We start from the raw sequence: 12,211 nt of genomic DNA on the forward strand, positions 1-12,211 counted from the left end.
TCGCCGATTTCCTGGTAGGCGATGGCCAGATCCAGCTTGGTGTCCATCTCCATGTGCAGGGCCGACATTTCGGTTTCGGCTGGCGCGTGGGCGGTTTCAGTGCCCAGGTCCAGGTCGATGCCGGACAGGTCGAATTCGGCCGGTGCCACAGCGGTGGCCACTTCAGAGTCCTGTTCCGGTGCCGAGAAGTCCGATGCGGACAGCGGGGTTTCGTCAGCAGGAACGGCCGGCGCCGGGCTGCCCGGCAGGGTGAAGTCCATCAGATCCAGGCCAGCCAGCGGATCAGCGTCGGTGGCCTTGGCTTCCGCTTCGGCGGCCGGTTTCACTTCGCTCGGCAGATCCAGGCTGAAGTCCATGCCCAGGTCGTCGGCCAGCGAGGCGGCTGGCTCTTCTGCCGCGGCAACCGGTTCCGGCGCGGCTGGCGTTTCTGTCTTGGCGCCGAAGTCCATGTCAAAGGCCAGATCCGGCACATCGTTCGCTGCCGGCGCAGGTTCGGCAGCGGCTGGAGCTTCTGCGCTTGGCGCAGGCGCTTCAGCGTCGAAGCTCAGACCACCCAGGTCGAAGTCCAGCGTGTTCGAATCGGCGGCTTTGGCAGTCTTGCCTTCCTCTTCCTTGGCCATCTCTTCCAGGGACGGCAGCGCAGTTGCATCGCGGTCCAGGTCGAAGTCCATCAGATTGCTTTCGGCAGCCGGTGCGGCAGCCGTGGAGGCATCGTGGCTCAGGTCCAGGTCCAGGCTCGGCTCTTCAGCAGCCGGCGCCGGGGCTGGCGTAGTCGGTTCGGCGAACAGGGACGCCAGATCGTGAATGTCTTCGCTGGTGCCGGCGTTCGGTGCAAACGCTTCGGCAGCGCCGGCTGCGGCAACGCCCGCGGCAGCTGCGCCCAGACCCACGCCTGCGGACGGCTGTGCCGCGTTGGCGTACAGCGGATTGTCAGCGTCAATGCTCTGGCCCATGGTCGCCGCTTGCGCCCACTCGTCGCCCTGCCCTTTGCTCATCGAATACAGCTCGCTGGCCTGGGTTTCGAAGGCGCGGGTATCCTTCCGGCTGGCGTAGATTTCCAGCAGCTTCAGACGCACCTGATGGCGCTCAGGATGGGTACGCAGTGCTTCCTTCAGAATCTCTTCGGCTTGCGCGTCGCGGCCGTAGGCGATGTACACATCGGCTTCCGCCACTGGATCGACTTCATTGGTATCCAGCTGGCTGGCCGACGGTGCAAAATTCGAATTGAACACGCTGTTGTTGGTGTCCACGCTGGCGCCGCCGGTTTCGGCGAACATTGGCGCGGCTGTGGTGCCCGGATCGCCCAGCAGGCTGGACTCGCCCTTCGGCACCATCAGCTGCTGTGCCTTGCGGCGGCGCGATACCATCAGCGCCGCGCCCCCCAGCAGTGCAGCGACGGCGATGCCGATCATCTGCAGGTTATCCATGATGAAGTCGACCAGGCCAGGTTCCTGGATCGGCTTCGACGGGGTCGTGACCACCGGTTTCTTTGGCTTGGCCGGCGCAGGTGCGCTGGCCGCTGGCGCCGATGCTGCCGGCTTGGCCGCAGCCACGGTCTTGCCGGTGACGTCCAGCTCAGGCACGGAGGCCTTGCTCTGCGCCTCGGCAGCGGCCTTGTTCTTCACGGCCATCAGCTTTTCCAGATCGCTGACGTTCTTTTCCAGTTCCTTCACGCGGTTGCTGGCGTCGTCGGCGGCGCGCTGCTTGGCGATCTTGTCTTCCACGGCAGCGGTCTGGCCGGCCTTGCCGGCAGCCTCGCCGGCTTTGGACAGCTTCAGCTGGTCCTTCGATTCGGTGACGGCAGTCGGACGCTCTTCCACGCGAGCAGTGATCTTGCCCGCTGCGCTCTGCTGCTGTTCCGGCGCCTTGGCGGCGGTGCTCGAAGCCACCTGGCCTGCCAGCTTGGCGCGGTAGGCGTTGAAGTCGGCAGCATGGGCGACCACGACGCCGCGTGCCTCACCTTCGTTGCCAACGGACGAGCGCACGGCATCGGCGTTCGGCACGGACAGGATGGTGCCCGACTTCAGGCGGTTCATATTGTTGCCGCTGAAGGCTTCCGGATTCGCGCGGTACAGCGCGACCAGCATCATATCCAGCGAAATATCGCCCGGCTTCATGCGGCCGGCGATCTTGCTCAGCGTGTCGCCGCGCTGTACCTGGTACTGATCGGCGCCCGAACCTTCGGCCGGCGCAGCACGCGAAGGACGCACCGGGCTGGCCGGCGCTTCGGAAGGCGCCGCTGCCGGCGTTGCGGCAGCGCGCGGTGCGGCCGTAGCCGAACGCGCAGCAGCYGCCTGCGCAGCGCGGTTCTCAACCGGCGCAGCCACTTGCGGCGCATTCGCCTGGCGCATCTCGGTCGGATCGAGCAGGAAGGTGTATTCGCGCACCAGACGGCCATTGGTCCAGGTCAGCTCCAGCAGCATATCGACGAAAGGCTCGTTGATCGGCTGCGACGAAGTGACACGGATGAACTGGCGGCCGCCGCGTGCTTCCACGTCGAAGCGCAGCTGCAGCAGAGCCGAGTTGAAATCGATATTGGCGGCGCGGAAGGCGTCCGGCGAGGCCAGTTTGGCCACCAGCTCTTGCGCCTCTTCCGGCGTGACGGAGGTCAGTTCGATTTCGGCGCGCAGCGGCTGGCCCAGCGACGAGAGGACCGTGAGCTTGCCAAGTCCGGCAGCGTAAGCCGCGGGGGACAATAAGACCGTGCCGATCACGGCGGCGGTCAGAGTTTTCAAAGCGAACGAAGCGACCTTGGAAGGCTTTTGTACTGGCATAGTGAGGGCAGCGAAATGGTTAGCAGTGGAAAAATGTTACTTTCCCAGAGGTGCCCAACATAACATCATGCCCTCAGGCATGCAAGCATTCTCCCTCTATGAAACCCTATTCTGTTTCCTCTATGCCGAAAATAATCTTTTATTCAAAGAAAAAGGCCAGATTTCCCTTTGAAATCCGGCCTTTAGAAAATATTACTTATCTTATTTATTAATCACGAGGTGTTAGTTAATTATTATCGAATGATTATTTATCGAGAACAATTCGCAGCATGCGGCGCAGTGGTTCCGCAGCACCCCACAGCAGCTGATCGCCGACGGTAAATGCGGACAGATATTCGCCGCCCATCGACATCTTGCGCACGCGGCCAACCGGGATGGTCAGGGAGCCGGTGACCGCTGCCGGGGTCAGATCCTTCATCGATGCTTCACGGGTGTTCGGCACGAATTTTACCCACTGGTTGTCCTTGGCGATGATGTCGTTGATCTCGTCCAGCGGCACATCCTTTTTCAGCTTGATGGTCAGCGCCTGGCTGTGGCAGCGCATCGCACCGATACGCACACACAGGCCGTCGACCGGGATCACGGAGCCGGTGAAGCCTTCACCGCGGCCCAGGATCTTGTTGGTCTCGGCGCCGCCCTTCCACTCTTCCTTCGACTGGCCGTTGCCCAGGTCCTTGTCGATCCATGGAATCAGGTTGCCGGCCAGCGGCACGCCGAACTGCTTGGTCTCTTCGCCGGACAGGCCGTGCTGGGTGGCCAGCACCTGGCGGTCAATTTCCAAAATCGCGGAAGCCGGGTTGTCCAGCAGCGCTTTTACGGAGCTGTTGATAGTGCCGAACTGGGTCAGCAGCTCGCGCATATGCTGTGCGCCGCCGCCGGATGCCGCCTGGTAGGTCATGGACGTCATCCACTCCACCAGGTCCTGCTTGAACAGGCCGCCCAGGCCCATCAGCATGCAGGACACGGTGCAGTTACCGCCGATGAAGTTCTTCACGCCCTTGGTCATCGCATCCTTGATCACGTTCAGGTTGACCGGATCGAGCACGATCACGGCATCCTTGTCCATGCGCAGGGTCGATGCAGCATCGATCCAGTAGCCGTTCCAGCCCGCTGCGCGCAGCTTCGGGAACACGGCCGAGGTGTAGTCGCCGCCCTGGCAGGAGATGATGATCTCGCAGCGTTTCAGTTCGTCGATGTTGGTGGCGTCTTTCAGGGTGGTTTCATTCTTCGCCATCGCCGGAGCTGCGCCGCCGGTGTTCGAAGTGCTGAAGAAAACCGGCTCGATGTGGGCGAAATCGCCCTCTTCCTGCATGCGCTGCATCAGGACCGAACCGACCATGCCGCGCCAACCAACCAGACCTACGAGTTTCATTTTGCTTTCCTTTGGATGTGAATTCTTTTAAACCAGGGGCAGAACCTGGTGGCAGCCACTTCGTGGCGGCCACCTGTTCCGCGCCGCTGGCGTGGTGGCTGCCACAWCGTGGCTGCCACCAGCTTATGCCTTGGTTTCTCAGGCCAGCGCCGCAACCACCGCGTCGCCCATCTGCTCCGTGCCGACCTTGGTCGTGCCGTCTTCGTAAATATCCGGCGTGCGCAGGCCCTGCGCCAGCACCTTCTTGACGGCGTTCTCGATACGGTCGGCCTGTTCCGCGCGGTTCAGCGAATAGCGCAGCATCATGGCGGCCGACAGGATCGTGGCCAGCGGGTTGGCAACGCCCTTGCCCGCGATATCAGGAGCCGAGCCGTGCGACGGTTCGTACAGGCCCTTGTTGTTGGCGTCCAGCGAAGCCGATGGCAGCATGCCGATCGAACCGGTCAGCATGGCCGCCGCGTCGGACAGGATGTCGCCGAACATATTGCCGGTCACGATCACGTCGAACTTCTTCGGCGCGCGCACCAGCTGCATGGCGGCGTTGTCCACGTACATATGGTCCAGCGCCACGTCCGGGTATTCCTTGTGCACGTCGGTGACGATGTCTTTCCAGAACTGGAAAGTCTCCAGCACATTGGCCTTGTCCACGGAGGTCAGGCGCTTGCCGCGCTTCTGCGCTGCCTGGAAAGCCACATGGGCGATGCGGCGGATCTCGCCTTCCGCATAGCGCATGGTGTCGAAGCCTTCGCGCTGGCCTTTGAACGGACCATCCGCGCACTCGCGCACGCCGCGCGGCTGGCCGAAGTAGATGTCGCCGGTCAGTTCGCGCACGATCAGAATATCCAGGCCGGACACCACTTCCGGCTTCAGCGTCGAAGCGCCCGCCAGTTCCGGATACAGGATGGCCGGACGCAGATTGCCGAACAGGCCCAGATTCTTGCGCAGGCCCAGAATAGCCTGCTCAGGACGCAGCGGACGGTCCAGCGTATCGTACTTCCAGTCGCCCACGGCGCCGAACAGCACGGCGTCGGCGGCTTTCGCCAATGCCAGTGTGGCTTCCGGCAGCGGATGGCCGCTGGCCTCGTAGCCAGCGCCGCCCACCGGCGCGGTTTCCATTTCAAACTTCTCGTCGAGCGCATTCAGGACCTTTACGGCCTGGGTGACGATTTCCGGGCCGATGCCATCGCCCGGCAAAATTGCGATTTTCATGTTCTTGTATCGAGGTTAAATGACGTTGGCCAGCCAGGGCTGGTTCGCCAGATGACGCTCTTCGTAGGCGCGGATAGCGTCGGCGTGACGCAGGGTCAGGCCGATATCGTCGAGTCCATTCATCAGGCAGTATTTGCGGAAGGCGTCGATCTCGAAGGGGTAAGAGACACTACCATTGCTGGTCACCACACGCTGGTTTTCAAGGTCCACTACCAGGCGGTAACCCGGGAAAGCCTTGACTTCATTGAACAGATGGTCGATCTGCGCTTCGGTCAGCACGACAGGGAGAATGCCGTTCTTGAAGCAGTTATTGTAAAAGATGTCCGCATAGCTTGGCGCGAGGATAGCGCGGAAGCCGAACTGATCGAGCGCCCACGGCGCGTGTTCGCGCGAGGAGCCGCAGCCGAAATTCTTACGGGTCAGGAGAATCGAAGCGCCCTGGTAGCGCGGCTGGTTCAGCACGAAGTCCGGATTCAGCGGACGCTTGCTGTTGTCCATGCCCGGTTCGCCGTGGTCAAGGTAGCGCCACTCGTCGAACAGGTTGGGGCCAAAGCCGGTGCGGTGGATGGACTTCAGGAACTGCTTCGGAATGATGGCGTCGGTATCGACGTTGGCACGGTCAAGCGGTGCTACCAAACCTTCATAGATCTCTTCTCAATGCCCGGTGCGCGCCGCGGGGCGCGCAATCCGGGCGTTCTTAGTGCCCACCCGCGCTGGTGACGACCTGCCCAGCTTTCTGAACGTCACGGCCGATGCCGGAAATGGTGTTGCAGCCGGTCAGAGCCAGGGTTGCGATAATCAGAGCGATGATGGTTTTCATTTTGGATATTCCCTAGTTTTATTTAGCGCATTGCGCGCACGTCGACGAAATGGCCGGCGATACCGGCTGCCGCTGCCATGGCGGGGGACACCAGATGGGTGCGGCCGCCCTGGCCCTGACGGCCTTCGAAATTACGGTTGGAGGTGGAGGCGCAACGCTCGCCCGGTTCCAGGCGGTCGGCATTCATGGCCAGGCACATCGAACAGCCAGGTTCGCGCCATTCAAAGCCGGCGGCCTTGAAGATCGCGTCCAGGCCTTCTCGTTCAGCCTGCTCTTTCACCAGGCCGGAACCCGGCACCACCAGCGCCAGCTTCACGTTCGAAGCGCGCTGCTTGCCGCGCACAACGGCGGCTGCGGCGCGCAGATCCTCGATGCGCGAGTTGGTGCAGGAACCGATGAAGACTTTGTCGATACGGATGTCTTCCATCGGGGTATTCGGATTCAGGCCCATATAGACCAGCGCCTTTTCCATGGCGTCGCGCTTGACCGGATCTTTTTCCTTATCCGGATCGGGCACGCGGCCATCGATGGACGTCACCTGCTCGGGCGAAGTGCCCCAGGTAACTTGCGGGCGGATCTCGGCGGCATTCAGCATCACCACCAGGTCGAACTTGGCGCCCGGGTCGGATTGCAGGGTGCGCCAGTAAGCCACGGCGTGATCCCAGTGCGGACCGGCCGGCGAGAACGGACGGCCTTTGACGTAGTCGATAGTGGTCTGGTCGACCGCCACCATGCCGGCGCGTGCGCCCGCTTCGATGGCCATATTACAGACGGTCATGCGGCCTTCCATCGACAGCGAACGGATGGTGGAGCCGCCGAATTCGATGGCGTAGCCGGTGCCGCCCGCGGTGCCGATCTTGCCGATCACGGCCAGCACGATGTCCTTGGCCGTCACGCCCGGCGGCAGCGCGCCGTCGACCTGCACCAGCATGGACTTCGATTTTTTGGCCAGCAGGCATTGCGTCGCCAGCACGTGCTCCACTTCGGAGGTGCCGATGCCGTGTGCCAGCGCGCCGAATGCGCCGTGGGTCGAAGTATGCGAATCGCCGCACACCACGGTCATGCCAGGCAGGGTCGCGCCCTGCTCCGGGCCGATGACGTGCACGATGCCCTGGCGCTTGTCGTTCATATTGAAGTAGGTCAGGCCGTAGGACTTGGTGTTCTTGTCCAGGGTTTCGACCTGCAGCCGCGAGACTGGATCTTCAATACCGTGCGAGCGGTCGGTGGTCGGCACATTGTGGTCGGCCACCGCCAGGTTGGCGGAGACGCGCCACGGGTCGCGCCCAGCGTCGCGCAGGCCGTCAAATGCCTGCGGGCTGGTGACTTCGTGTACCAGATGGCGATCGATGTAAAGGAGTGCGGTGCCATCTTCCTCGGTCCGCACGACGTGGGATTCCCAGAGTTTGTCGTAAAGCGTTTTCATGCTGCAGCCTGATTAGGTGATCCTATTTGATTATGCCATATTTTGTGCAATGCAAAACCAAGCCCGGTTTCCGCCTCGTGAGCGCGTGCCTGAATGGCACCCAAGTCTTAAACCTGGTGGCTGCCACGTCGTGGCAGCCACCTGCTTTCGGTTCCCGAATATGAAAAAAGCCCGCGACCCTTTTGTAAGGGTTGCAGGCTCCTGGTATTTCTTGTGCGGTGTTTTAAGCCGCCATTCGTACACTGCTCCTGCAACCATCCATCAGGAAGGATAGGCCAACTACTAGCACTAGTTCGCCTTCCGCCGAGCGGGCGGTGCCGGTAATGCCGTCAACGGTCAGCGCGGTCATCGGTTTGATCACCAGATCGGCAGTACCGTCCACGGCTTCCACGGCCAGGATATAAGGTTGCGGTGCGTTGATGACGATGCCCACGCGCTCCGAGCACAGCTCGTAGCCCAGCGCACCAGCCAGCGTGCGTACCGGCAGTGGACGGCCCTGGTCTTTCAGCACCGGGGCGCCGCCCACTTCCATGAATACTTCCGGCAGTTCGACCACGCGCTCGACCACCGCCATCGGCAGCGCCAGCAGTGCGCCRGAGGTGGACACCAGCATGGTCGGCACGATCGACAGTTCGATCGGCAGGCGGATGGCGAACTTGGTGCCCTTGCCCAGCGCCGATTCGATGTGGATCGCACCACGGTTCTTTTCCACGGCGGTCTTCACCACATCCATGCCGACGCCGCGGCCGGACACGGAGGACGCCACTTCCTTGGTCGAGAAGCCCGGCAGGAACACCAGCTGGTAGCATTCGTCGTCCGACAGGTTGGCGCTTGGGGAAATCAGGCCCTTCTCGCCGGCCTTGCGCTTCAGCGCGACCGGGTCCATGCCCTTGCCGTCGTCCTGCAGCACGATCATGACGGAGTTGGCCTCCTGCCATGCTTTCAGCGAGATGTATGCCTTGGCCGGCTTGCCCTTGGCGACGCGCTCGTCCGGTGCTTCCACGCCGTGGTCCAGCGCGTTACGCAGCATGTGCACCAGCGGATCGTACAGGCTGTCCACCACCACGCGGTCCACTTCGGTTTCCGCGCCTTCGATGGTCAGTTCAACTTCCTTGCCCAGATCCTTTGCCAGTTCACGTACCAGTCGCGGGAACTTCTGGAACAGGCGGCCGACCGGCTGCATACGCGTCGCCAGCGTGGCGCGCTGCAGTTCGGTGGAGTAGCGCGAGGCGCGTTCCAGGGTTTCAGTCAGGGCCGACATCAGCGATGCCGCCTGGCCTTCAAACTTGAACTGTTGCAGGCGTTCCAGCAGCACGGCTGCCTGGTTGGCGGCCTGCACGGATTCGCCGGCCACTTCCAGCAGCGCGTCCAGCTTGACGGCGTCGATACGAATGGATTCTTCTTTGGCCGGCGCCGAGGTCGGACGCTCGGCCGGAGCGGAGCGTGCTTCGACAGCGGCGGCGCGGCCTTCGCTGGCTTCCGCTGGCGCGGCAGCGGCAGCAGGCGCTGCTGCTTCGCCGCCGGCAGGACGGGTGTAAGAGCCAGGCGGCATCACGGCTTCATACATGCCTTCCCAGTCCAGGCCATCGGCCGACGCCGCGGCAGCAGCAGGTGCGGCAGCGGCGGCGCTTGCCGCAGGCGCAGCAGCGGCCGGGGCGGCGGCAGGCGCCGGAGCAGCTTTTGCGGCAGGCTTGGCCGAGGTTTTTTTGCCTTCGATGGCGTCCTTCAGAATCGCTTCCAGATCGCCCGGCATGGCGCCCAGGCTTTCCGGCGCGGCGCCATTATTCAGTTCTGCCAGCTGGTCTGCCACGAAGCCGGATGCTTGCAGTGCGGCTTCGATCGACAGCGGCGTGACCGGCGCGGCGCCGGTGCGCAGCGCGTCGAACAGGTTTTCGGTCAGGTGGCAGGCGGAAACCAGCGCACCCAGATTCATGAAGCCTGCGCCACCCTTGATGGTATGGAAGGAGCGGAAAACGGCGTTCAGTGTTTCTTTATTGTCGGGGTCACGTTCGAGGCGCAGCAGGTGCTCTTCCACGTTAACGGCCAAGTCCATCGCCTCGACAACGAACTCCTTGAGCATATCGTCCATTAGAATCCCAGATCAGCAAGCAGGTCGTCCACACTGTCCTGAGTCAGGGCCACCGTCGGAGCGGACGGACCGGACATCAGCGACACCTCTTTCTGCGCGATCTTCTCGCGCACCTCAACCGGGGCATTGTCTTTCAGCAGCTGGGCCAGCTCCTGCTCGACCGTCTTGGTGATGACGACGACTTTTTTGATCAGTTGACCGGTAATATCCTGGAAATCCTGGGCCATCATGATTTCCAGCAGACGGGCCTTCTCGGCTTCGGTCGCTTCCGACACCGCCTGCGCGAAGGCACGCGAATCGCCTGCCAGAGTCTTAAATTCATCGATACTGAGCTTGCCTGCGAACAGGTCGGCCCAGCGGTCTTCCATTTCCTTGGACTTCTTCGACAGCACGTCCTGGGCAGGCATGCCATCGTCCAGCGTATTCAGCACTTTGTTGGCGGCCTGCTCGGTCAGGGTCGCCACGTATTCCAGGCGGTCCTGGGCATCCACGATCTGGGTGGAAGCCTCGGTCAGAGCCTTGTCGTAACCCAGTTCGCGCAGCGAGTCGTGCAGCAGGCGGACGATGCCGCCCAGACGCTCAAACATCGGGTTATCGCTACCAGCGCCGGCATGCTCGCCAGCTTCAGCCTCTGCTGCAGGCGCAGCGGCAACTGGTGCAGGCRCAGCGGCCGCAGCAGGTTCAGCGGTACGGCTGGCCGAGATTTCATCGAACAGATTTTCCAGATCGTCTTCTGCGGAAGCGGCGGCAGGTGCCGGAGCGGCGGCTGCCGGAGCCGGTGGCGCACTGTTCCGCTGCGCGGATACTTCCTCGAATAATGCGTCGAAATCATCAGCGGCGTCGGTCATAATCCCTGCTTCTCCATATCAAAAATGTTGCTGCCGTATCTTTGCCGGCGTATTACTGATGATGCCCGGCAATATTAACGCACTTACGCGAGTGTAGCAGGGGGGCGGCCCTCAGTTCAATCTCTCCCTTTGCATTCCCAGTCACTGAATGCAGATTGTTGTATTTGGGCGCTCTCTGAAAATGACGAATTTGCAGCTTGTTTGCGTCCAAACATGATGTTTCTTGATAAATATCAAGTCTTTACAAGCAAACAATAAGCGAAAACAGGGCTACAATGAGTGTAGGATCCCCATAAAGGAGGCTTGTATGTACCGGAAAATCCTGATTACGACCGACGGTTCGGCAGTTTCCGCCAAAACCGCCTGTGCCGGAACAAATTTCGCACAGCAGATGGGCGCCGAAGTCCTTGCACTGTTTGTGGCGCCGGAGTACCAGTACCCAATTTATGTGGAAATCATCCCGCCCAGCTACCCCAGTGAAGAGGAATACCGGGCGGCGATGCAGCGGGCCGGGAACGAGCACGTGCAGCCTATCCTGGAATCCTGCGCCAAGAAAAGCGTGCGGGCGGAAGGGATGACGGCCTTTGCGGAAAGCGCGGCGCTGAAAATCGTGGACGTGGCCGAGAAGAATGGCTGCGACCTGATCTTCATGGGCTCGCATGGCCGCAGCGGCTGGGGCCAGTTGCTTTTGGGCAGCGTGACCAATAAAGTGCTGTCGCACTCGAAGATCCCGGTGCTGGTACACCGTTTGATCAAAGACCCGACGCCGATTGAATAAGACAAGTAGCGCCGGCACGCTCAAGCGTGTCCTCAATGTTAACTAATACTTACAATTATTAAAATAACCATGATTCGAATTGTCATTGCCGACGACCACACCATCATGCGCGAGGGCCTGAAGCGCATTCTTGACGGGGCACCGGACATTGACATCGTCGGCGAAGCCATCGACGGCTTCGAAGTACTGGGCCACGTGCGCAAGGGCGGCTTCGATCTGCTGCTGCTCGACTTGTCCATGCCGGGCCGCAGCGGCGTCGACCTGATCCGCCAGATCAAGAGCGAGGCGCCCAAGATCGCCATTCTCATCCTCACCATGCACGAGGAAGAACAATATGCCGTGCGCGCCATCCGCGCCGGCGCCCAAGGCTATCTGACCAAGGAAAGTGCGGGTACCCAGCTGGTGGGCGCGATCCGCAAAGTGGCGTCGGGCCGCCCCTATATCAGTACCGAAGTGGCGGAACAGCTGGCCCTGAACATCATGCAGCCCAGCGAGACACTGCTGCACAAGCAGCTGTCGGACCGCGAATTCGAAGTCTTCTCCTTGCTGGTGGGTGGCAAATCCATCACAGAAATCGCCAACGGCCTGCACCTGAGCGTGAAAACCGTGAGCACGCACAAGACCCGCATCATGCAAAAAATGGGGATGGCGTCGCTGTCGGAAATGGTGCAGTACGCTGTCGCGCACAAACTGCTGTCTCCGTTTAAGACCTAAGCGAGCTGTCTCTGAAAATTCGGAATATTCCTACAGCCCTACGCGCCCTCCTACGCCCATATTCAGCGCTTTGCTGATATGAAAGCAAAACCTCTGTTGGCATACTGAAATCATCACGCTTGAGTTGCCGGACGTTCACACGCTTACCGGCAACATAAAAACCCGCAAGCGACCTGTCCAGAAT

At 61.5% G+C, this 12,211-nt stretch carries 10 protein-coding genes; 2 read left to right on the forward strand and 8 right to left on the reverse strand.

The window, feature by feature from the left end:
* The 8 genes from AB4Z11_RS08555 to AB4Z11_RS08590 form a co-directional block, all read right to left on the reverse strand.
* On the reverse strand, nt 1-2,735 hold a 2,735-nt coding region (locus tag AB4Z11_RS08555), incomplete at its 3' end, for a type IV pilus assembly protein FimV (protein WP_442024396.1).
* Between the two features lie 283 nt (nt 2,736-3,018).
* On the reverse strand, nt 3,019-4,146 hold the full coding sequence (gene asd / locus AB4Z11_RS08560) for an aspartate-semialdehyde dehydrogenase (RefSeq protein WP_442024398.1): 1,128 nt from the start codon (nt 4,144-4,146) through the stop codon (nt 3,019-3,021).
* A 138-nt stretch (nt 4,147-4,284) separates the two neighbouring features.
* Complete coding sequence (gene leuB, locus AB4Z11_RS08565; protein ID WP_442024400.1) at nt 4,285-5,355, reverse strand: 3-isopropylmalate dehydrogenase; 1,071 nt, start codon at nt 5,353-5,355, stop codon at nt 4,285-4,287.
* A 15-nt stretch (nt 5,356-5,370) separates the two neighbouring features.
* Nucleotides 5,371-6,003, reverse strand: a complete 633-nt coding sequence (leuD, locus tag AB4Z11_RS08570; protein ID WP_442024414.1) for a 3-isopropylmalate dehydratase small subunit — start codon at nt 6,001-6,003, stop codon at nt 5,371-5,373.
* 49 nt (nt 6,004-6,052) lie between these two features.
* The gene (locus AB4Z11_RS08575; RefSeq protein ID WP_442024402.1) at nt 6,053-6,175 is read right to left on the reverse strand and encodes an entericidin A/B family lipoprotein; all 123 of its coding nucleotides are present in this window, start codon (nt 6,173-6,175) and stop codon (nt 6,053-6,055) included.
* Between the two features lie 22 nt (nt 6,176-6,197).
* Nucleotides 6,198-7,598, reverse strand: a complete 1,401-nt coding sequence (gene leuC, locus AB4Z11_RS08580; RefSeq protein WP_442024404.1) for a 3-isopropylmalate dehydratase large subunit — start codon at nt 7,596-7,598, stop codon at nt 6,198-6,200.
* A gap of 223 nt (nt 7,599-7,821) precedes the next feature.
* The gene (locus AB4Z11_RS08585; RefSeq protein ID WP_442024406.1) at nt 7,822-9,687 is read right to left on the reverse strand and encodes a chemotaxis protein CheA; all 1,866 of its coding nucleotides are present in this window, start codon (nt 9,685-9,687) and stop codon (nt 7,822-7,824) included.
* A complete protein-coding gene (locus tag AB4Z11_RS08590) occupies nt 9,687-10,535 on the reverse strand; it encodes a protein phosphatase CheZ (RefSeq protein ID WP_442024408.1) in 849 nt (282 codons plus the stop codon). Before AB4Z11_RS08590 ends, AB4Z11_RS08585 begins: the two co-directional genes overlap by 1 nt.
* 307 nt (nt 10,536-10,842) lie before the next feature.
* Between AB4Z11_RS08590 and AB4Z11_RS08595 the strand changes: the two genes are divergently transcribed.
* Together AB4Z11_RS08595 and AB4Z11_RS08600 are read left to right on the forward strand one after the other, a co-directional pair.
* A complete protein-coding gene (locus AB4Z11_RS08595; protein ID WP_442024410.1) occupies nt 10,843-11,313 on the forward strand; it encodes a universal stress protein in 471 nt (156 codons plus the stop codon).
* A 69-nt stretch (nt 11,314-11,382) separates the two neighbouring features.
* Nucleotides 11,383-12,027, forward strand: a complete 645-nt coding sequence (locus tag AB4Z11_RS08600) for a response regulator (RefSeq protein WP_442024412.1) — start codon at nt 11,383-11,385, stop codon at nt 12,025-12,027.
* Nucleotides 12,028-12,211: the final 184 nt, after the last annotated feature.

The sequence above is a fragment of the Pseudoduganella sp. RAF53_2 genome (genome assembly GCF_052113985.1).
In the GTDB taxonomy this organism is placed as follows: Bacteria; Pseudomonadota; Gammaproteobacteria; order Burkholderiales; family Burkholderiaceae_D; genus Rugamonas.

Excerpts from the sequence above, each read along its gene's own strand:
- asd (WP_442024398.1), bottom strand. The coding sequence starts at position 4,146 with ATGAAACTCGTAGGTCTGGTTGGTTGGCGCGGCATGGTCGGTTCGGTC.
- leuB (WP_442024400.1), bottom strand. The coding sequence starts at position 5,355 with ATGAAAATCGCAATTTTGCCGGGCGATGGCATCGGCCCGGAAATCGTC.
- AB4Z11_RS08575 (WP_442024402.1), bottom strand. The coding sequence starts at position 6,175 with ATGAAAACCATCATCGCTCTGATTATCGCAACCCTGGCTCTGACCGGC.
- leuC (WP_442024404.1), bottom strand. The coding sequence starts at position 7,598 with ATGAAAACGCTTTACGACAAACTCTGGGAATCCCACGTCGTGCGGACC.
- AB4Z11_RS08595 (WP_442024410.1), top strand. The coding sequence starts at position 10,843 with ATGTACCGGAAAATCCTGATTACGACCGACGGTTCGGCAGTTTCCGCC.
- AB4Z11_RS08600 (WP_442024412.1), top strand. The coding sequence starts at position 11,383 with ATGATTCGAATTGTCATTGCCGACGACCACACCATCATGCGCGAGGGC.